This window comes from Streptomyces phyllanthi, from assembly GCF_009377205.1.
Lineage (GTDB): Bacteria > Actinomycetota > Actinomycetes > Streptomycetales > Streptomycetaceae > Streptomyces > Streptomyces phyllanthi.
On the sequence record NZ_VJZE01000131.1, the window covers coordinates 1 to 20,280 of the forward strand.

Sequence of the window (20,280 nt, forward strand, 5' to 3'; positions counted from 1 at the left end):
GGTGTGGGTCGGGGGGCGTTTACGAGGGGTGCCACGGGACGGCGGACTGATCCTCCCTTCGGTGTCCGGGGCGTCCGGACGGAGTTCGAGAGTGTTCGTGTGAAGGATGCGGAAAGAGGCTCGATCCCTCCACCTGCCGAGAATCTTCCTGCGGTAGAACAGGTATCCAACTGTCGTGCTCACCGGGCCTGTTCACCAAGGGGGAGACGCTGGTGGTGCTGCCTCCGAAGCTGAAGGTCATCGCCGACGGAATGATCAAGGCGTCCATGGGCATGGTGGGCACGGTCATGGTCGGCACCCGGGACACGACCATCGCCCTCTTCCACGAACTCGACCGTCAGCACGGCATGGCCGGTGACGACGACGCGGGACGGGCCTTCACCGCGGTGTACAGGTCGGCGGCCTCCACGACGCTCGACAAGATGGGCTTCAGCTCCTACGTGATGGGCGAGACCGGCAAGGGGCTGATGCGCAACGCCCGTGAGTTCATGGCGCGTGAGAGCAGCGTCGCCTCGGCGATCCTCAACAAGCAGGTGGACCTGACCGCGGGTATGGGCGACCCCGGGGAGGACTGCACCGAGAGCTTCCTCGGCCTCGGTCAGGAACTTCCCGAGGTCGTCGGTGACACCGCCTGGTACGACCAGTACGCACCCGGCGGCATGAGTGACCGCTTCCGCGGTTCACCGGAGAAGCTGAGGGACGTCGCCGGGTCCTGGCGCGCCGGCGGCAAGATGATGCAGCGCTTCCTCGAGGACGCCCAGGCATACGCGCACACCGCCGACCAGGCACACTCCGGCGAGGCCGCGGACGCGTTCCGCCGCTACTTCAAGGCCTTCGTCGGCTTCGCGGAACCGCCGGACCAGGCGCACTCGGACGAGACCCTGGTGGCCAACCTCGTGGCCGCGTGCAACCAGCTCGCCAAGGCATGCGACCGGTACGCCGATCACGTCGAAGAGGCGAAGACAAAGATCAGGCAGAACGACCGGGACCCCTTCCACGTCGAGATGCCGTGGGACCAGCCGATGTTCGGCGGCAACGGTGACGACGGCGGACTCCTGAACGCGGTCCTCGGGGACCCTTGGATACACCGGCTCGGCGACATCGCCCACGCCCTGGACGAGTCCGAGAAACGCGTCAAGCTCCCCCAGGGTTCGGACGACCCACCCGGGCTTCCAGTACCACCGCTCATCCCCGTCCCGGTGCCGGTGCCGGTGCCCGTGCCTGTCACCCTCGCTTCGTACCGCGGCCAGGCCCCGGGCATCCTGCCGATGGGCAACAGGGTCGACCCGTCCATCCCCGCTCAGGACCCCATCCCCCCGGAGCCCGGCACCACCCGCATCCTCAGCCCGGGTGAGCAGCAGCAGTTCCGAACATGGCTCAACTCGCTCAACACGGGCGGCTTCGCCGGAGGCGGCGGCCCCGGCAACCCCGACAACGCCTACCAGCTGCGCGTGGCCGGCTACCCGGAGCGAGAGGTTCCCCTCGCTGGCCGCAAGCAGGGCCTCATGGTCGACGGCATACGCCCCGTCGACGGCTACCTGGTCGAGGCGAAGCACGTACGCGACCCGGACTGCGCCAAGCGCAGTTTCCGCAGCATCGAACGGGTCAACGAGACACTTGCCAAGCCGGTGAAGGTGGATGCCAACGGCAATCCCAAGTGGGACCCGGTGATCGACTCGATGTACGGGGACGACAGCCGTGAGCTCACCCGCTACAAGCAGGCGATGGCCAACCCCACGAACTCGGAGATACGCGGACTTGAGATCGTGACCAACGGCAAGGAGAACGCGGCCTACTGGGAGTCGATGATGGCCATGAACGGCGTCACCGGATCCGCGCGATACGTCCCCTGAGAACGAGGAACCTCGCTGTGTCAGCCCCCCGCAACATCAGGACCACCTTCGGCTTCTACCCACCCGAGGGTAACGAGGCCGCCTGGCAGGCCAGCCTTGAGACGTTCACCAGCGCCGTGGAGAGGGCCTTCCCCGGCGCGGTCCTCGAACCCCGGGTCGAGCCGATGCGCGGCACGAACGTGCTGGACTTCGACATCGAGCTGGCCCCCGACGTCTGGGTCACCGGCACTACAGCGATGCCCTCACCCGACTACGCGTACATCACCCTCGGCAACGTGACCGCCGACGAGGCGGCCCTGTTCGCCCAGTGGCTGCGTGACTCCTATGTTCCTTCTCCGGCTTGCGTGCGGTTTATCAGCAGCGCGGCGATGGAGGTCGGGGAGGAGAATCCTTGGCCACTGCCTGCCACGGGGGATGCGGGGGCGATCGAGGCCGTGATGCGTGATCACTTGGCGGCGGCCGGGGTTGAGTGACCGGCTTAGCAGCGCGCGGGTGGCCTCGGAACAAAAAGCGTGCACTACACACCACCCGACATCATCCACATGTGGGTAACACGCTGCCTCTTCACGGCATGGCCACGGCCATCGGAGCTGACAAGCGGAGCGCTCCACCCCAATACCTCTAGCAAATAAGGGACTTATCCACCCTCTTAAGGGTTCAACCTCCCCTTTGTCCCACCTTTGCAGTACGGTCACATCTACATCTGAGCCGAAGGGCCGCCAGTCAGTGAGTAGGCCCTGACCTGTGCATTTGAGGAAGCGATGCCCTACGAGTCCGGTACCGTCTGGCAGTACGACGTCCCCACGACCGGCAGTGCACACCTGCCTCCGGACGCCGGCTATGGCAAAGCGCTGACCAATCAGGGCTACGGCTTCGAGGGCGCCGTCGCCGACCTGATCGACAACTCAATCGATGCGGGCGCCGACAAAATCGTCGTGCACTTCCTGCGTGATGCCGAGCGGATCCTCACCCTGCTGATCATCGACAACGGCAGAGGCATGGACGATGCGGACTTGGACGCGGCCATGACGGTGGGACGGCGTCGGGATTACGGCGATGGCGCCCTCGGCATGTACGGGACAGGCCTGAAAGCCGCGTCCCTCTCCCACGCTTCGTCTCTGACTGTGGTCAGCCGTACGAGGCGCAGTCGCGCAGCTGGTCGCCGCCTCACCGCGGAGGGCATCGAGGACGGTTTCCGCTGCGACACCGTCGATCCCCGCTACGCGCAAGACCTCGTCGACCGGTACGACGGAATCATTGAGTGGCACGGCACGATAGTGCGCTGGGACCGGGTGCGAGCTTTCGAAACGGTCACTCGCGGTCAGAGTGATCAGTATCTATCGAAGGCGATCTCCCACCTGGAGACCCATCTCGGCCTGTACCTGCACCGTTTTCTGCAGCGCGGGCTAAAGCTCGACATCGCGGTATGGGACGTGAGCAGCGGCAACGGCCGCCTCGGCGAGGAAGTAGACCATATCGCCGTCGAGGCCCTGGACCCCTTCGGGTACAAGGTTCCAGGCAAGGCTGGCTACCCCCGGGAGTTCACCGCTCCTGTGGAAAATGTGGGAGATGTCCGGCTGACCGCTCACATCTGGCAGGCCAAGTCCAAGCAGGCGGGTTTCCGGCAGATCGGTGCTCTCGCTGACCGGCAGGGTTTCTACTTCTACCGGAACGACCGGCTGGTCCAGGCAGGAGGGTGGAACGGCCTGCGCAACCCTGAAGGGCATCTCGCCCTGGCCCGTGTCGCGGTCGATCTGCCTTCTCACGAGAACAGCGTCCTGAGTCTGGATGTCAAGAAGGAAAGCGTCACGGTCACACCGGCCTTCACTCTCGGTGTCGAAAAGGCGGTGGACTCTTCCGGGCACACCTTCCATAGCTATCTCAGCGACGCTGAGACTGCCTACAGGGATGGTTCGAGACGCACAGAGATCGTCCGCAAGTCTGTAACTCCCCCGGGGAAAGGCCTTGATCCCAAAGTCAAGCGGGTCATCAAGGAAGAGCTGCCTGAGAAGCCCGGTGAAGAGCCAATTACCTTCACCTGGGGCACGCTCCCTCGCGATCGGTTCTTCCAACTGGATCGCGAGAACAATGTCATCCTCTTGAACAAGGAATACCGCGAGGACTTCAACGACGGCAGGCGTGGTGGGGCCAATGACGCTCCGGTGACAAAAACTCTGCTGTACCTGCTTCTTGAAGACTGCTTCGGTCTCGGGCGTTGGGAACGTACCCGCCAGGATCGGGTGGACTACTGGAACACAATCCTCCTCGCGTCGGTGGGAGCACAACGCGAGCGACGTGCACAGGTCACCTCTTGACGCCGCCGCCACGTCGGCTTCTGGTTCCGCTCTGATCGCTGATTGAGGACGTCACAATGAGCAACACTCCCGCCCATGCACTTCTGGGCATTCATACCTCCGCGCTCGCGGGCATGGTCAGCGCGCCTAAGCACTTCGAGCGCTGGGCCGCGCTTGCCGCTGAGGAGGATTACCCGGACGCGGACTTGAGCGAGGAACGATTCCGGGCATGCCTCATTAGTGGCGATGAGGCCCTGACAGCTCTCTGGCGCCGTCATCTCACGGCCTGGGACTTTGCAGAAGACCCTCAATGGGCCCTTGGCGCACCAGCGCGCACCGACGAACGACGCACAGCCGTGTACGAGAGGCTGCATTTCGGAACTGACCTGCGGAAGGCCATCGACGACGCCGTGCCAGTAGCGAAGGTTCCAGGCCCAACGGTGATCACTCGTGACTTCACTCCCTGGTATACGCCTGAACGCACAACTGCCCGTTCCTTCTACTGGACGTCGTACGAGCGGAAGCTCCGCGCCAAAGGCTGGTCCGACGCGGCGGTCGCGAGCCTGGGTGAGGCGAGCCGGGCGGTCGTCGAACGTCTCACCGATCCCGAACAACCAGCGGCTCGCCAGGCAAAAGGCCTGGTCGTCGGCTACGTTCAATCCGGCAAGACAGCGAACTTCACTGGTGTCGCGGCCAAGGCGATCGATGCCGGTTATCGCCTCGTCATCGTGCTCGGCGGCACCCTCAATCTTCTGCGCGCCCAGACCCAACGCCGCCTCGACATGGAGTTGATCGGCCAGGAGAACATCCTGCGCGGTGCCGATGAAACGGACGTGGACTCCCTCGTCGGTGTGGACTACGTGGGAGACGATGAGGACTGGCCAGCGTTCGTACACCACGGAGGCCGCCCCTCTACCCTCGGCGCGTTCGACATCGAGCGCCTGACGACTCGCGACAACGACTACAAGAGCCTGGCCCAGGGAATCCGGGCCCTTGAGTTCGAAAAGCGCGAGCCGACCCGCCCGCTCTATGACCAGGCGAACATCCACCACGCCGCGGCCCGTGTCCTTGTGGTGAAGAAGAACAAGTCCGTCCTCACCAAGCTCGTAAAGGACCTCAAGCAGATCCATGGGCTCCTCGGCGAGCTCCCTGCACTGATCATCGATGACGAGTCCGATCAGGCATCCGTGAACACTCTGGACCCGAAGAAGTGGGAGCGCGGCAGCACCGAACGCACGACCATCAACGGTCTTATCTCGCAGCTCTTGAAGCTTCTCCCGCGGGCACAGTATGTTGGCTATACAGCAACTCCCTTTGCCAATGTCTTCGTTGACCCCGGTGACGACGATGACATATTCCCCAGTGACTTCTTGATCTCCCTCCCGCGCCCCACTGGATACATGGGCGTTCAGGACTTCCATGACCTGAACTCGCCGATACCGGTCGCGGAGCGAACGTACGCCAACTCCCAAGAGAAGACGCACGTCCGGAGCATCTACGAGTCCACCGGTGACCGGCTCCAAGAAGCTATGGACGCTTTCGTCCTGTCGGGAGCGCTGAAGCTGTACCGGGCTGAACACGGTGTGCCTGATGGCCCGTTCCGTCATCACACAATGCTCGCTCATGAGTCGGTACGCATGGACGATCACGCTGATCTGGCCCTGCGCATCAATTCCATGTGGCATCAGGCGGGTTACAGCTCGGTGGCAGGCCACGAACGTCTCGCTGCCCTGTGGAAGTCGGATTTCGCCCCGGTGAGCGAAGTGCGCGCCGCTGACCTCCCTGCGCCGACCAGCTACGAGGAGCTTCGCCCCTATGTGCACGCTGCACGGCAGCGCATCAACTCAGGTGGCCAGCCAGTCATCGTTGTGAACGGGGACACTGACCGCTATTTTGCCCAGCTTGAGCTGGACTTCGACCGCACGCCACACGTCTGGAAGATCCTCGTCGGCGGAACGAAGCTCTCCCGTGGCTTCACCGTTGAAGGCCTGACAATCACCTACTACCGCCGCACGACTCAACAGGCGGACACCTTGATGCAGATGGGGCGCTGGTTCGGGTTTCGACCCGGATACCGCGATCTTGTCCGGCTCTACATCGGACGCGAGGAAGCGTTCGGGCGCAAGAGGTCTGCCGATCTGTACGAGGCATACGAAGCAATCTGCCGGGATGAGGAGACATTCCGCGAGCAGTTGGCCCAGTACGCAGCGGTGGTAGACGGCAAGCCGCAGATAACACCTGCGCAGGTACCTCCCCTTGTGGCGCAGCACTTGCCATGGCTCAGGCCTTCAGCCCGCAACAAAATGTTCAACGCTGAACTCGTGGAAGTACGCTCACCAGGCCGCCCCATCGAGCCCGCCGCATACCCCCTTCAAAGCACGGCACTGAAGCGCAATACGGAGCGGTGGCGGCCACTGCTGAACGCCCTCAGCGCAACACCTACAACGTTCAGCAATCCGCCGGACGCCTCCAGTACGCGCACTCGCACATTCGAAGCCCTGACTGGCGTCGTCTCTCACAGAGATCTCGTCAGCGTGCTGTCCCAACTCGAGTGGGAGCGTCCTCGGCACTTCGACCCCCACCTGACCTATCTCCGCCAGCTTGACGGCACGCTCGCCAAAGTGGACGACTGGCTGCTCATCTCTCCACGGATCGCCGCGAACGAGCGCGTCGAGGCCAGCATTCTTGGCTCCGTACCCCTGTCTTTGGTACGCCGAAGCCGACAACAGCCCAGCAAGACTTCCTTCGGCCGCATCGCGAGCCTTGGGCACCGCGTAGCAGCACAACGCCTCATCGATAAGGCGGGCAGGCCGCTCGCCATCAGGCCAAAGCATGGCGCTGGGGTCGGGCCAACAACTGGGGTCGCGCTGCTCTACCCGGTTGTGGAAGGCGACGCTCACAGCAGCGTTCAATCGGTCATCCGCAATGGAGCTGCAGACCCGTCGAAGATCGTGATGGCGTTCACCCTGATCCCGCCGGCTTCAGCTATCAGTGCGAACCGCCGTCTCGTGCACTTCCGTGCGAAGGACTCTCGGCATCGGGATGTGGCTACGATTCCGGTTAACCTCGGGCTTTGACCAGATCGCCATCCGAAGCATGATCGGAAACGCGAGAAGTACCCCTGCCCAGCACCGACAGAGCCGTCCCAGGTCCTGGCAGCCGCGAGGAAGGAAGCGCTTCGCAGGTCAGGGAGCGTATCGGGTGTAAGGCGGATACAAGGAGCGGACTTCCAAGTGCCTGACTCTGAGGAGTGGACCCCGCCCGCGGGGTCCTGGGCGTCCTCCGCGGCGAGGCGCCGCAACATGCAGGCCATCCGGAGCAGAGACACGAAGCCGGAGCAGGTGGTCCGCCGCCTCCTGCACGCCAAGGGCCTCCGCTACCGGGTGGCAGCCAAGCCTCTACCCATGCTGCGGCGGACAGCGGACATCGTCTTCCGGCCGACGAAGGTCGCCGTGTTCATCGATGGGTGCTACTGGCACGGATGCCCCGAACATTACGTGCCGCCCAAGACCAACCCTGGTTACTGGTCAACCAAGGTCGCGGGCAACGTGGCCCGCGACCGCGACACCGACCGCCATCTCGTTGAGGCAGGCTGGACAGTTCTGCGTTTTTGGGAGCATGAGTCACCCGAGGAGTGCGCGAGCACTGTCCTCCGCGTCGTCCTCGATCGTCGGGAAGCCCTGCTGAAGAGGAAGCTCCGGAGCCAGGATTGAAGGGTCTTCCTCTGGTTCGAACTCGGGGTTCGGGTCATCGCGCAGTGGCCCCGTACGGTTAAGCGCCTCCTTGATGCATTCACCCACTGCGTGAGCCACGGGCGGCGGAAACGCGTTGCCTACCTGGCGGTATCGTGCGGTCTTTCCGCCATGGAACTTCCAAGCAAGGCTCCCGTCGGATTCTTCGGGGAAACCCTGAATGATCGCCGCCTGCTCGACCGTGAGCTTTGGCCCCCTGTCCAAGGTGCCGAGGTCACGGTCCGGATCGACCATCTCGGCCTCATCGTTCGCTACACCCATGGCGTCCACGCCCAGGGCTCCCCACGCCTTCTTCGCGCGGGTCGGGCCCAGGTCCGCGCCGCCGTGTTTCTTGGATCCGCCCACAAGCGTTGGGGCGACTGTGCCAAATTCGACATGTTCCAGCCACCGGTCGTGGCGCGGACTGCCCTCGCCGAGTCGCCGCTTCATCGACGGCCCTAGCGCTTCCAAAACCGTCTTCACTTTGGGCTGAGGCTTAGGCCAGTCAAATCCCCTGTAATGCTCCTTGTGAATAGCTACAAGAATTGCCCGTGGACGAAGCTGCGGCACACCAAAGTCTTGAGCCTCAAGGAGACGCCAGCCGCACACCACATATCCAGCCTTGCGGAGTCTGTTTTTGATGTGGTTTCGGTAGTAACGGAACTTATGCTCAGGTTCCACCAAACCGCGCACGTTCTCAATCATGACAGCACGCGGCTTGAGTTCCTCAACAAGATCGAGCATTCGGGGAAATAGGTCCCGCTCGTCATCACGGCCGAGCTGTTTTCCTGCGGCCGAGAAAGGAGGGCAGGGAACTCCTCCAGCCAGCAAATCAAGCTGGCCTGGCTGAAGCCACTCGGGCTCACCTTCCTCCCCATCCTTCCCGGACGCCTGCCGCGGCTGATCGTGCATCTCGGGGTTGGGCACCTCTTTGAGCGGCCGGAAGTCGTTGACGTCCAGTTCCCGGATAAGGCAGTGCTCCTTCTCCCAGCTCCACTCAGGCCGACTCCCGATGTTGATCCTCAGGGTCTCCGCGGCGTACTTGTCGATCTCGACCAGCGCAAGGTGCCGGAAGCCAGCCTGGTGGAGCCCAATGGCTTGGCCACCGGCACCCGCGCAGATCTCGATCGAGGTCAGCTTGCGGTCGGCGGTACCCATCGACTCCTCCTGGGGCGGTGCTAACAGACACGCAAGTGTCGCATCCCCCACTGACAGGAGCCACGAGGCCAGCCAGATGCCTCCTACATCACTCAGCTCTCAACCAGTGCCTGCAGGTCGCGCGCCAGCTCTTCCCGGGCAACGGCCGGAAGCTGCCGGTACAGCCCCCAAGCCTTCTCAGCCGCGTTCAGCGGTCGGCGATCATCCCCCATCCACTTCAGGAGTTCCTGCTTGTGGCGCGCGGAAAGCTCGCGCACTCGATCCCAGACCTGCTCCTTGGTCATCTGCACACCGGTGAGATGCCTCACCGTCTCGTTACAGCGGGCACATTCGGTGATCAGGTCTTCAGCGTTCGCAGTGCTGCCGGAGTTGTGCGGGTTGACGTGCCCCAGCGTGAGCCGAGCCCGAGTGCCCGGCTCATCCGCGTACTCTTCGCCGGCTGAAACCCCACAGCGGCGGCACATGTGGCCGTCGCGTTCATAGACGAATCGCCTCGTCTTGGCGCTGATCTGCCTCAGGCCGGCCGCTCGGTGCTCTGGCTCCCAGATCGGCTGCCCCATCGCTTCCAGATACAGCTGGTCCGGCTGAAGGCTCGGCTTGTCCCGGTAGGTCCTGATCACCCAGCCCGCGGGCCGCAGATCCCTCATGCGGCGATCCACTTGCTCCGTGCCCCTGATCGCTCCCCTGAGCCGCGCCTTGGAGAACGTTCCGCCCTCACCGACCTCATCGCGGAGCCACAGGGCCACACGGACCCGGGCACCCAGCGATTCGTTGCGCCAGTCCGGCTCTCTGTCAGACATACATTTCCCTATCGAACGGAAGTCCTAAGTTCACCACTTCGAGTGAACACTCTAGCTTGCCGCCACTTGCCGCGGCAAGTGGCGGCAAGCTGTCCCCCGCTTCTCACTACCGGCCTCCAGGAGGACCCCACCGTGCCCCGCCCTCATACGTGCACCGCCATCCCCACCTGCGTGGAACTGTGTGCAGGTGCCGGCGGGCAGGCACTCGGCCTGGAGCGAGCAGGCTTTCGCCATGAGACGCTCATCGAACTGGATAGGGACGCCTGCCGCACGCTGCGCACGAACCGGCCCCAGTGGAATGTCATGGAGGCGGATGTCCGCTCGGTCTCCGCAGAGTTGATCAGCGGTGGCCGCGCCTGCCTGCTAGCAGCAGGGGTCCCTTGCCCGCCCTTCTCCCTTGCCGGCAAGCAGTTGGGGGCCGACGACGAACGCGATCTCTTCCCTCCTGTCCTGTCGCTGATCTCGGCGATCAAGCCGAGGGCAGTCCTCATCGAGAACGTGAAAGGCTTGCTTCAGAGAAAGTTCGCCGCCTACCGGTCCAGCGTCATCCAGACCCTCAAGTCCCTTGGCTACACCGCCGAGTGGAAGCTGTTGTACGCCCGGGACTTCGGAGTCCCTCAACTCCGCCCGCGGGCAGTCCTGGTAGCGCTGGAAGCGCACGCTTTCGGAGGCTTCCAGTGGCCGGACGGCAACTCGCCAGTCAGCGGTAACGCGCTCGTGGGTGATGTCCTGCGTGACTCAATGGGCTCCCGAGGATGGGAACTGGCGGACCACTGGGCCCAGCAGGCCCGGCAAATCGCTCCCACACTCTGCGGCGGCTCGAAGAAGCATGGCGGCCCAGACCTGGGTCCCTCTCGCGCTCGTCAGGCCTGGGCGAAGATCGGGGTAAACGGCTCAGGTGTTGCCGATGCGCCCCCCGCCCCCGGCGATCCCCTTCCGGTGAAACTCACCGTCGAGCAGATGGCCCTCCTCCAAGGCTTCCCTCCGGACTGGAAGTTCGAGGGGCTCAAAACATCGGCGTACCGGCAAGTGGGGAACGCCTTCCCGCCCCCAGTAGCTCAAGCCGTCGGCCTCAAGATCGCGGAAGCACTGCACAAGGCCGACGCATCAGCAGCCAGCGACACGCCCCAGACAGATGGGACTGGCGAAACGGCCTTCACTGGAAGCTGCTGTACGCCTCCTCTGACGTTGTCCGAAGCGCCGGAATCGCTCTCTTATGAGCACTGATCTCTTCGCGTCCAGCGGTCACCTCTTTGCGACTTCACCGAAATGCCCCGATTGCGAGGCGCTCGCAAATGGCGTTGGCGAGCGCACGGCCCAGTCCGATGGGCACAGCGTTGCCGATCTGCTGGGCGATAGCGGACTTGTTTCCGTACCACCGGTAGTCGTCGGGGAAGCCCTGGATCAGAGCTGCCTCGTAGTACGTGATGGGGCGGTGCTCGCTGGGATGGAGGTAGCGCCCCTTTTCGGGCTTGAAGAACTCGGTCCGGATGGTGACGGAGGGCCTGTCGGCATGAAGGCGGCCCATCACGTCTCCCGTGCCGGTGCGGTGGCTGTCCCAGCTCGGGGTGCTGAGGTACTGGCCGTCCTCACTCCACTTACCGGTGAGGTCGTGCCGGTTGCCGCCTGGCGGGATCGCTTTGTACCGGGCCACGGACAGAGCCGTCGGCTCCCGCCGGAAGTGCAGCTCGTCAGTCCGGTACGGCCCTGGCACTCCATGCACACTACATCTTTCGGGCAGTTCGGGGTCGCGGAGCTCCATCCGGGCCGACCGCTGAAAGACGGTACTCACGGCCGTCCAGGGTTCAAGCGTCTCGGCCCCGAACAGAGCCGGTTCCTCGGCCACGAGGGGGGTCTTCGCGTGGGTTGGTGCGGGATGCCGTACGGGTTCTCCCAGGTCCCGGTGGGATCCGATGACAATGGTCCGCTTGCGCGCCTGCGGCACGCCGTAGTCCGCCGCATTGAGGACCTGCGTGCGCAAGTGGTAGCCACGCAGCATGCCATCAGGTCGCGCTTCGCCCTTCAGCAGGGCGAATTGCGGCGAGCTGACGAAGCGGTCGACGTTCTCCATGACGAAGACCTTCGGCCGGAGCACCGCGACGACCCTCAGATACTCCTTCCACAGTTCGTTGCGGGGGTCGTTGCCGTGTCCGCGGCCCAAGCCTGAAAAGCCCTGGCACGGAGGCCCGCCGGCGATCACGTCGATGCTGTCCTCGAACGGGCGCGGGTCGAAGTCGGTTATGTCGCCGTCGAAGAAGAGGTCCGGCTGGTGGTTGGCCTTATAGGTCGCGGCTGCGGCCCGGTCGGCCTCCACGGCGGCAACAGAGCGGAAGCGGGGCTGGTGGGCGTACTGGTCGACCGCGTACGAACGGAACCCCTCGCTGAAGCCGCCGCAACCCGCGAAGAGGTCCATCACCGTGAACGGGATGGTTTTGGGCGCCAGTTCGTGATCACCGAGTGTCATGATCTGGATGATAGGCAGCACCACTGACACTCCTCCTGACCTGCACTGTCGGCTCCGGTGACGATGCGACCGTCTCCCCGGGTGCGGCCGGATCACCTGGCACGCGTTGAGGCGCCGATCCCGAAAAAGGGGACCGACGCCTCAACATGAAACGGTCACTCCTGGCGTGGTAGTGGACTTGAGAGCCCGCACGGCACCTGCCGGTACTGAGATGCAGACGTGACGCTGATCACTGCGCCCTGCACCAGGAGCCGGACATGGTTACGCAGCCTCCGTCTCCTCCTCAAAATGCATCTGAGCCCGATCGAGCACTTCGTCCGGATCTCCACCCTGCGCTGCGAGCCAGTGGAGCAGATCCGCAATAACGTCAGTGACCGATTCCTCCATCACGGCATAGCTCGGCACAACGGCCGAGTCGGCACCGACCATCCGGCGATACTCGTCGAGCACAGCCGCTGCCCGCTGGACGCGCCTGCCATGGAGCACATGATCCAGCGAGATTTCACACCAGACCGCTTTGCCTGTAGCCGTGAGAAGAGTGCCCCAGTCCAGGCTCATCGCAGAAAGCAGATGGAGCCCGCGGCCACACTCCTCTTCCCAGTTCCCCGACCTTGGAGTCGGCACCTCGTGACTCTTGTCGTGGAGCTCCACGCGCAGGCGGTCTTGCCTGGGTTCGAGGATCAACGTTGCAGCAGCTCCCTCCCCCACGTGCTTGATGACATTCGTTGCGAGCTCGGTTACAGCCAGTTCCACCTCATCGGCCACGACCGCAGCGCCCCACTGCCCAAGGGTGTAGCGGACTCTCTTACGCAGCAGCCGCAGCTCCATCGACGCAGCTTCAAACGGCATGACACAGCGAAGTCGAGGTTCGAAGTTGCCGCATTCCGACATGGCCACACTCCCTCCCGTGCGCCACAGCGCTGCGCCTGCCGTATCCGTACGGCTGCACTGTGTAACGCTCTGCAGCCGAGTATGACATTGAGAAGTCTCGCTGTGTAACTTCTCACGAGGCTCGATCGAGTGAATCCGGTAGTACATCAATTCCCGTTCGACCTAGCGTGATTGACGTTCACAAGGCATGTGGTGCAGCACCACACCGGGGAGGACCACACCATGTCCGCGAGGGCCACCACCCGACGCCGCCAACTTGGCGCGACTATGCGCAAGTTGCGGGCGCGCAACGGCATGACGCTGGAGGAAGCCGGGCAGCTTGTCGGGGTCTCGAAGGCGACGGTCAGCCGGTATGAGACTCAGTCCGGGCCAGTGAAGTGGCTCGTCATCGACGCGCTCTGCCGTGCCTATGGGGTAAACGACGCTGAGCGCCGGGCTGTTGTCGCGCTGGCCAAAGACGCTAAACAACAAGGCTGGTGGAGCTCCTTCGCCGACTCCATTCCAGAGAGCATGAACCTTCTGCTCACGCTTGAGGACGAGGCTGTTCGCGAGGACCACTTCTCCTGTGTCTACGTCCCTGGGCTCTTGCAGACGCGTAGGTACAGCACTGCTCTCCAGCAAGCCAACGAAGTACGCCTTGAGCCGATCGAGCTGGAGCGGCTCGTAGACATCCGTATGAAGCGTCAGGAGATCCTCGCGCGGCCGAAGCCCCCGCACCTGTGGGCGATTCTCGACGAGTCCGTGATGCACCGCGTCGTCGGTTCGCCGGAGATCATGAAGGAACAGCTCGGCCGACTGCTTGAAGCGAACGAGTCCACCCACATCACGCTCCAGGTGCTCCCTTTCTCCAAGGGAGCACACTCGGCAGCCCTTGGAAGCTTCGTGATCCTTGGAGGCAGCGAGCCCGCTCTGGACGTCGTGTACGTGGACTTCCACACGGGGTCACTGTTCTTGGAGAAGGACGAAGAACTGGAGCGCTACCGGCTTGCGTTCGAGTACCTCCGCGCACAAGCGTTGGACATGGAAGCGTCCTCCGCCATGATCTACCGCATCCGCAAGGAGCTGTGAATGCCCGTCGCCCCTCAACCCCCCTCTGAGAGCAGCTGGTTCAAGTCGTCCTACAGCGGCGGCAACGCGACCGAGTGCGTCGAGGCTGCCTTCGTGCCAGCTGGTCTGTTGATACGTGACTCCAAGCAGCCGGAGGGACCTCACCTCGCAGTGTCGGCTGAAGCATGGGGCAGGTTCGTAGCCGCTTCGTTGAAATGAGTGGTTGATACTCGTACCGGCCTGGTCAGCAAATCTCCTGTGAGGATCCGGAGGAAGGGAACGGGTGCTGCGCAGGGGCGGGAACTGGTGCCGTGGCCTCGGTTCCCGAGGCCGTGTTGAGATCGTCTCCCCCGCCGCAGATGATGTTCACAAGCATCGGTGCACCCGATGCCCGGTGACCGACAGCGGCAGAGCGGGGGCATGAAGTGCTGCGGCGGTGTGACAGCGTGCCGGCGGCTGGTGTGGTGTGAAGAGCCGTCTGCAGTTGCTGCTTCAGGCCATGCTCGTGCTCGTCGCGAGCCTCTTGGGGATCGTCACCAACTACGCCACCAGCGAGAACAACGCTCCCTGGCTTCTGACTCTGCTCCAACGCGCCGCGATACCGGCCATCGGTCTGCTCATCGTCACGATGGTGGTGATGCAGGTCGTCGTCCACCGGTTGGAGAATCCCGCACCACCGCCGACGGAGTGGCCCCGTGACCGGGTCCCGTACCCGGGGCTGGACGCCTTCGTGGAGGACGAGGCCGCGGTCTTCTTCGGCCGGGAGGCTCAGACCGAGGATCTGACGCGTCGGCTGCATGAACCACAGAACCAGCCCGCCGACAGGTTTCTGCTGCTCGTCGGGGCTTCGGGGAGCGGTAAGTCGTCGCTGGTGAGAGCAGGGGTGATGCCTCGGCTGCGGGCGCGGAGGTGGTCGGTCCTCCCTGCCTTCTCACCGGGCTCCAATCCGATGGCGGCCCTGGCCTCCGCCATCTCCGCGGCTGACGGAGAGCATGAACCGGTGAGCGCGGTGTTACGACGCCTTCGAGAGGGCCCTGCCTCGCTCCTCGCTGAGTTGTCGCGGCTGCGCGGGGGCAGGTTCCGCCACATGCTCGTCGTGGTCGACCAGTTCGAGGAGGTCATCACTCTCGCCGGTGAGCGGGAGCGTGCCCAGTTCCTCGACGCCCTCCATGCATGCGTGACACAGGATGCGAGGATCCGGGTGCTGGCGACCCTGCGTGTGGAGTTCCTGGGGCACTTCCTCGGTACGAGTCACGCCGAGCTCTTCCAGCACCCCGTCGCCATCGGCGCGCTGGGCCGGAACCAGCTCGCCCAGGTGGTGGAGCGGCCCGGCGCTCTCGTCGGCCTTTCCTTCGCTCCCGGCGTCGTGGACGCCATCGTCAACGACGTGGGCACGGACGACGCTCTCCCGCTGCTCGCCTATCTGTTGCAGGAGATGTACTTCGCTTCCGGCGCGGGTGAGACGGTGTCGGTGGAGCTCTACCGGAGTCTCGGCGGAGTGGCCGGCGCCCTCGCCCGGCAGGCCGACCACACGGTGGCGGAACTCGGCTGCGGAGACGACAGCATCGACGCCGTACTGAAGGTGCTGCTCGGATTCGTCACCGTCCAGGGCCAGGAGGTGGCCAGGCGCCGGGTGCCGCTCGCCGAGCTGACCGTGCAGGAACGACGCATCGTGGACGCCTTTGTGGAGGCGCGCCTCCTGGTGTCGGACGTACGCACGGGGCAAGAACCGTATGCCCAGGTGACGCATGAGGCTCTGTTCCGCCAGTGGGCCCCCTTGCGGCAGGAGGTCGAGGCACGCACGGAGCAGCTGCGCCAACGCGCGGAACTCGAACGATGGGCGGAGGACTGGGACCGCTCGGGGCGCAGCCCCGACTACCTGCTCACCGGCGAACGGCTCACCCTGGCCCAGCGATGGCTCCACGCGCTGCGCGAGACCGGGCAGGCCTCGGAGGCCGCGCAGTCACTCGTAGAGTCTTCGCAGCGCCGCGATCTCGCGTACCTGCGCCGTGTCTCGGACAGCATCGGGCAGTACGTACTCGGCGCCGCAGAACAGCAGCCGGAGCACTCCCTTCTACTGGCGCTGGCCGCACTGGGCGAATGCACTCCGACCCCTGCCGCTCAACGTGGTCTGATGACTGCCCTGGCATCCAGTCACCTGCGCACCCAACTCGACGGGCACACCGACGTCGTCCGGCATATCGCCTGGTCGCCGGACGGCTCCCTGTTGGCCACCGCGTCGAGGGACGGCACGGCTCGCGTCTTCGACGCGCGGTCGGGCCGCTCGCTGCACGTCCTCCCGTCCGACGGCGTGATGGTCGAGGGCGTGACCTGGTCTCCGGACTCGGCCCGGGTCGCCACGGTGGGCCGCGACCGTGTCGTACGGATCTGGGACGCCGTATCGGGAGAACCGCTGCGATTGCTCATCGGCGCCACCGACACCGGACGACAGACCGCCTGGTCGCCGGACGGGCGCTGGATCGCCGCCACCTCGCGTGACCAGACCGTGCGCGTGTGGGACGCCGAGACCGGCGACCTCGTCCATGAGCTGCGAGGGCACGGCGACGTGTGGGGCGTCGCATGGGCGCCGGACAGCACTCGCCTGGCCTCCACCTCACACGACCAGACCGCCCTCGTGTGGGATCTGGCCACCGGCGCAGCGGTGACGACGGTGAGTGGCCATTCCGACTTCGTGGAGGGCATCGCCTGGTCACCGGACGGACGCCTCATCGCCACCGGCTCCGGTGACCACACCGTACGGATCTCCGACGCGGAGAGCGGCGAACTGCGACTCCTGCTGCGCGGCCACACCGACTACGTCTGGAACGTCGCCTGGTCGCCCGACGGGCGGATGCTCGCCTCGGCCTCCTCCGACCGGTCCGTACGGATCGTCGACGCGTACGACGCGAAGGTCGTCGCCGTCCTGCGAGGGCACTCCGACACGGTCTGGGGCGTGGCGTGGTCCCCGTCCGGCGACCAGATCGCCACCAGCTCCACCGACGGCACAGGGCGTGTGTGGGATCTGAGGCCGCGCGGTGCCGAGAGCCTGCTCCTCGACGGGCACCGCGGGCCCGTGAACCAAGCGGCCTGGTCGCACGACGACTCACGGATCGCCACCGCGTCGGACGACGGTACGGTCCGGGTGTGGGACGCCGCCTCCGGCGCCCCCTCCAGCCACGTGATCGAGCAAACGGACCGCGTATGGAGCACCGCCTGGTCACCGAACGACGACCGCCTGGCCATCAGCACCAACGACGGTCTCTTCCGCGTCGTCCGCCCAGGTCAGGACAGTACGTTCGACCGCCGGGGAGCTGTGGTCGAGTGCGTCAGCTGGTCCCCGGACGGCAACCGCGTCGCCACTGGAGACCATGACGGCACAGTGAAGGTATGGACGGCCCGGGACGGCGTTGAACTGTGCTCGCTGACAGGGCACCAGGACTGGGCCAGCCGGATCGCGTGGTCGTCCAGTGGCCGGTTCCTGGCCAGCGCCTCGGACGACCGTACATGCCGTCTCTGGGACGTGGCCGAGTCCCGGCAGCTCACAGTGTTGCGCGGCCACGACAACTACGTCGACGACGTCGCCTGGTCCCCGGACGAAGAGCGCGTCGCCACCGCCTCCGGCGACTGGACGGCGGCCGTCTGGGACACCGCGACAGGTCGCCGCATCGAGATCCTCAAGGGTCACGAGGGCCGTCTCCGCGCCATCGCCTGGTCACCGGACGGTCGGCTCATCGCCACCGGGTCCGACGACCGCACCGTACGCGTCTGGTCGTCCGCCACGCTTGAGGAGATCGCCATCATCGGGGTGCACCAGGACAAGGTGACCTCGGTCGCCTGGTCCCGGGACGGGACACGCCTGCTCACCGCGTCCTCCGACGGCACCGCCCGCGTATGGCCCGCCACCCCCGACTTCGACCGCCTGGAAGCGGAAGCCCGTGGCCGGGTCTTCCGCGTTCTCAGCGATGACGAACGGCGGCACCACATGCTGCCGCTGGACCCGTGATCACTGCTGTGGCTGGACCGTCTCCACCGTCCGGTCATCGGTGTGGACGAGGTACTCGTCCGGGTCCAGGTTCATCGCCTTCCGTTCCGGCGAGGCCCAGTAGAACGCGTTGCGCTCGGCGAACGTCTCCAGGCCGTCGTAGGAGATGAGCCACACGAACTGGTTGCGCGCGCGGTCCACCCAGGCACCGTCGATGGCAAAGCCCAACTCCAGGCGCAGCGGCACGATTTCCGTACGCCACCGCTCCACCCACTCGTCGAGCATCCCCTCCCGGACGGTATAGGTGCGCAGCTGAGTGGTCTTGGGCATGCGGGCCCTCCTGGGGTCGTGGCTTTCGGACGGCAGGCTATTGCCAGAGCGTATTGCCGCAACACAGCCTTCAAGGGCTGGGGTTACGGCCGGGAGACGATCGACGGCAGGACCCGTGACACCGCCCTCGCGAACTGAACGCTGAGGTGGCCACACTGGGTTCATGGAATACGTCGGCCGGGTGCCCGCTCCGCCGCTCGACCGGTTCATCGACGACATTTACTGTCTGACCGGGGTGCCAGACCACCGGCTGATGAACGTCCCGCCGATGCCTTCGGCACACTTGTTCCTTCACCTGGGCGGGCCCGTCCGTCTGTGGGACTCCGACTGTTCGGTGCCGCCGGCGGTGTTCACCGACGGGTGGTTCATGGGCGTGTGGACCAGGCGCTTCCTCTTCGAGTACCCGACGTATGTGCGGCTTGTCGGGGTGCACTTCAAACCCTGGGGGATATCCCCCTTCGTCGACATGCCGGCGGCCGAGCTGCGTAACCGGTGGGCGCCGGTCGATGCCGTCTGGCAACGCTCTGTGGACCGGATTCGAAACCGGGTCGGCGACGTCGCGTCGGCCGCCGAGACATTGCGCGTGCTGGAAGAGGAGCTGCGGTCGCGGCTTGCCGAGGCCCCGGCGCGCGGTCTCGACCTGGTCCGGCACACAGGTGTGCGTCTGGAGACCTCGCACGGCACGATCCCGGTCGGTGCGCTGGCCGATGCCGCCGGGGTGAGTGGCAATCACCTGGCCAACTTGTTCAAGGCTCATGTCGGTGTCACCCCGAAGCGGGTCGCGCGGATCTACCGCTTCGCGCGGCTGATCGTGTCCGTGGACGCCCTGCGCCCGGTCGACTGGTCAGAGCTCGCCCAAGCAGCGGGCTACTTCGACCATGCCCACTTCAGCAGGGAGTTCAAGGACTTCACCGGCCACACTCCGACGGAGTACCTGGCCCTGCGGCGTCGATTCCCGACCGAGCGGGGAGGTCCGCAGGGCCTCGGCCCGATGCCCGCCGATTGATTTCTTACATGCCCGGATCCCCTCGGTGCGAAAGGATTGCGGGAACCCGCAAGGAGACTGCGAGGAGGGCCCGTGGGCACGGTGATCATGCACAGCGTGGTGTCGGTGGACGGCTTCATCGCCGACGAGAAGGGCGAGGTCGGGCCCCTTCACGAGTGGTACTTCAGCGGTGACGTCCCGATCGTCGTGGGCGGGGGCGAGCAGTACGACCATTCCGGAGCCGGAAGCGGCATCAAGGTCTCGCGTGCGTCGGCGGACTACGTCCGGTCGATGTGGGAGTCGATCGGCACGATCGTGATGGGCCGCAACCTGTTCGATCTGGTGAACGGCTGGGAGGGCAAGCCCCCCGCGGGCGATCACGTGGTCGTGGTGTCCCACCGGCCCAAGCCCGAGGGGTGGCACCCCGAGGCGTCCTACCATTTCGTCGATGGCGTGGCGGCCGCGATCGACAAGGCCCGGGAACTCGCCGGGGAGCGGGTCGTCGCGGTGAACGCCGGTGAAGCGGGCGCCCAGATCCTCGCGGCCGGTCTCGTGGACGAGGTGGCGATGGACGTGGTCCCGGTGGTGTTCGGGTCGGGCAGACGCTACTTCGGCGGCATCGCCGGGCAGCATCTGCTGGAGGATCCACACGTGGTCATCCAGGGTGACAGGGTGCTGCACCTGAGGTTCAAGGTACGCCGCTAGAGATCTTTGACCGGAAAGCGGGCCCCGAGGCCCCCAAGAC

Annotated in this window: 16 protein-coding genes; 11 read left to right on the plus strand and 5 right to left on the minus strand. The window is 65.1% G+C overall.

The features are described from left to right. Positions 1–212 precede the first annotated feature (212 nt). The 5 genes from FNH04_RS19825 (at position 213) to FNH04_RS19845 (ending at position 7,860) form a co-directional block, all read left to right on the plus strand. Entirely contained in the window at positions 213–1,853 is a 1,641-nt protein-coding gene (locus FNH04_RS19825) for a restriction endonuclease fold toxin-2 domain-containing protein (RefSeq protein WP_322723330.1), read from the plus strand. Positions 1,854–1,870: 17 nt separating this feature from the next. Then, positions 1,871–2,326, plus strand: a complete 456-nt coding sequence (locus FNH04_RS19830) for a hypothetical protein (RefSeq protein ID WP_152786086.1) — start codon at positions 1,871–1,873, stop codon at positions 2,324–2,326. Positions 2,327–2,614: 288 nt separating this feature from the next. Beyond that, a complete protein-coding gene (locus FNH04_RS19835; protein ID WP_152786089.1) occupies positions 2,615–4,168 on the plus strand; it encodes an ATP-binding protein in 1,554 nt (517 codons plus the stop codon). 56 nt (positions 4,169–4,224) lie between these two features. After that, positions 4,225–7,224 carry a Z1 domain-containing protein gene (locus FNH04_RS19840; RefSeq protein WP_152786091.1) on the plus strand — a complete coding sequence of 1,000 codons (3,000 nt, stop codon included), beginning with the start codon at positions 4,225–4,227 and terminating at the stop codon, positions 7,222–7,224. 156 nt (positions 7,225–7,380) lie between these two features. Next, positions 7,381–7,860, plus strand: coding sequence for a very short patch repair endonuclease (locus FNH04_RS19845; RefSeq protein ID WP_322723331.1), 480 nt, complete (start codon positions 7,381–7,383; stop codon positions 7,858–7,860). Here the strand turns inward: FNH04_RS19845 and FNH04_RS19850 are convergent. Both FNH04_RS19850 and FNH04_RS19855 read right to left on the minus strand, forming a co-directional pair. Further along, on the minus strand, positions 7,771–9,036 hold the full coding sequence (locus FNH04_RS19850) for a DNA cytosine methyltransferase (protein ID WP_152786095.1): 1,266 nt from the start codon (positions 9,034–9,036) through the stop codon (positions 7,771–7,773). The two genes, FNH04_RS19845 and FNH04_RS19850, sit on opposite strands and share 90 nt — an antisense overlap. A 92-nt stretch (positions 9,037–9,128) precedes the next feature. Next, positions 9,129–9,836 carry an HNH endonuclease gene (locus FNH04_RS19855; RefSeq protein WP_152786097.1) on the minus strand — a complete coding sequence of 236 codons (708 nt, stop codon included), beginning with the start codon at positions 9,834–9,836 and terminating at the stop codon, positions 9,129–9,131. A 171-nt stretch (positions 9,837–10,007) separates the two neighbouring features. Here FNH04_RS19855 and FNH04_RS19860 point away from each other — a divergent pair, with 171 nt between their 5' ends. After that, positions 10,008–11,063: a DNA cytosine methyltransferase gene (locus FNH04_RS19860; RefSeq protein WP_322723332.1), complete on the plus strand. Its 1,056-nt coding sequence runs from the start codon at positions 10,008–10,010 to the stop codon at positions 11,061–11,063. 34 nt (positions 11,064–11,097) lie between these two features. Here FNH04_RS19860 and FNH04_RS19865 read toward each other — a convergent pair whose 3' ends face one another. Next, positions 11,098–12,330, minus strand: a complete 1,233-nt coding sequence (locus FNH04_RS19865; protein ID WP_322723333.1) for a DNA cytosine methyltransferase — start codon at positions 12,328–12,330, stop codon at positions 11,098–11,100. Between the two features lie 231 nt (positions 12,331–12,561). Beyond that, positions 12,562–13,191: an ATP-binding protein gene (locus FNH04_RS19870; protein WP_228031514.1), complete on the minus strand. Its 630-nt coding sequence runs from the start codon at positions 13,189–13,191 to the stop codon at positions 12,562–12,564. A gap of 222 nt (positions 13,192–13,413) precedes the next feature. On the opposite strand from FNH04_RS19870, the gene FNH04_RS19875 reads away from it, so the two are divergent. The 3 genes from FNH04_RS19875 to FNH04_RS19885 all read left to right on the plus strand — a co-directional run bounded on the left by FNH04_RS19875 (position 13,414) and on the right by FNH04_RS19885 (position 18,241). Beyond that, positions 13,414–14,259, plus strand: coding sequence for a helix-turn-helix domain-containing protein (locus tag FNH04_RS19875; protein ID WP_152786101.1), 846 nt, complete (start codon positions 13,414–13,416; stop codon positions 14,257–14,259). Continuing rightward, positions 14,260–14,457, plus strand: coding sequence for a DUF397 domain-containing protein (locus FNH04_RS19880; RefSeq protein ID WP_152786104.1), 198 nt, complete (start codon positions 14,260–14,262; stop codon positions 14,455–14,457). 247 nt (positions 14,458–14,704) lie between these two features. Beyond that, on the plus strand, positions 14,705–18,241 hold the full coding sequence (locus FNH04_RS19885; protein WP_322723334.1) for a WD40 repeat domain-containing protein: 3,537 nt from the start codon (positions 14,705–14,707) through the stop codon (positions 18,239–18,241). Here the strand turns inward: FNH04_RS19885 and FNH04_RS19890 are convergent, their stop codons facing one another. Beyond that, positions 18,242–18,550: an NIPSNAP family protein gene (locus tag FNH04_RS19890; protein WP_152786106.1), complete on the minus strand. Its 309-nt coding sequence runs from the start codon at positions 18,548–18,550 to the stop codon at positions 18,242–18,244. Positions 18,551–18,713: 163 nt separating this feature from the next. Between FNH04_RS19890 and FNH04_RS19895 the strand changes: the two genes are divergently transcribed. Together FNH04_RS19895 and FNH04_RS19900 are read left to right on the plus strand one after the other, a co-directional pair. Then, positions 18,714–19,556 (plus strand): helix-turn-helix domain-containing protein, encoded by an 843-nt coding sequence (locus tag FNH04_RS19895; protein WP_152786108.1) that lies wholly within the window; start codon positions 18,714–18,716, stop codon positions 19,554–19,556. A gap of 72 nt (positions 19,557–19,628) precedes the next feature. After that, the gene (locus FNH04_RS19900; protein ID WP_322723335.1) at positions 19,629–20,240 is read left to right on the plus strand and encodes a dihydrofolate reductase family protein; all 612 of its coding nucleotides are present in this window, start codon (positions 19,629–19,631) and stop codon (positions 20,238–20,240) included. Positions 20,241–20,280: the final 40 nt, after the last annotated feature.

Excerpts from the sequence above, each read along its gene's own strand:
- FNH04_RS19835 (WP_152786089.1), top strand. The coding sequence starts at position 2,615 with ATGCCCTACGAGTCCGGTACCGTCTGGCAGTACGACGTCCCCACGACC.
- FNH04_RS19840 (WP_152786091.1), top strand. The coding sequence starts at position 4,225 with ATGAGCAACACTCCCGCCCATGCACTTCTGGGCATTCATACCTCCGCG.
- FNH04_RS19850 (WP_152786095.1), bottom strand. The coding sequence starts at position 9,036 with ATGGGTACCGCCGACCGCAAGCTGACCTCGATCGAGATCTGCGCGGGT.
- FNH04_RS19855 (WP_152786097.1), bottom strand. The coding sequence starts at position 9,836 with ATGTCTGACAGAGAGCCGGACTGGCGCAACGAATCGCTGGGTGCCCGG.
- FNH04_RS19870 (WP_228031514.1), bottom strand. The coding sequence starts at position 13,191 with ATGTCGGAATGCGGCAACTTCGAACCTCGACTTCGCTGTGTCATGCCG.
- FNH04_RS19875 (WP_152786101.1), top strand. The coding sequence starts at position 13,414 with ATGTCCGCGAGGGCCACCACCCGACGCCGCCAACTTGGCGCGACTATG.
- FNH04_RS19880 (WP_152786104.1), top strand. The coding sequence starts at position 14,260 with ATGCCCGTCGCCCCTCAACCCCCCTCTGAGAGCAGCTGGTTCAAGTCG.
- FNH04_RS19890 (WP_152786106.1), bottom strand. The coding sequence starts at position 18,550 with ATGCCCAAGACCACTCAGCTGCGCACCTATACCGTCCGGGAGGGGATG.
- FNH04_RS19895 (WP_152786108.1), top strand. The coding sequence starts at position 18,714 with ATGGAATACGTCGGCCGGGTGCCCGCTCCGCCGCTCGACCGGTTCATC.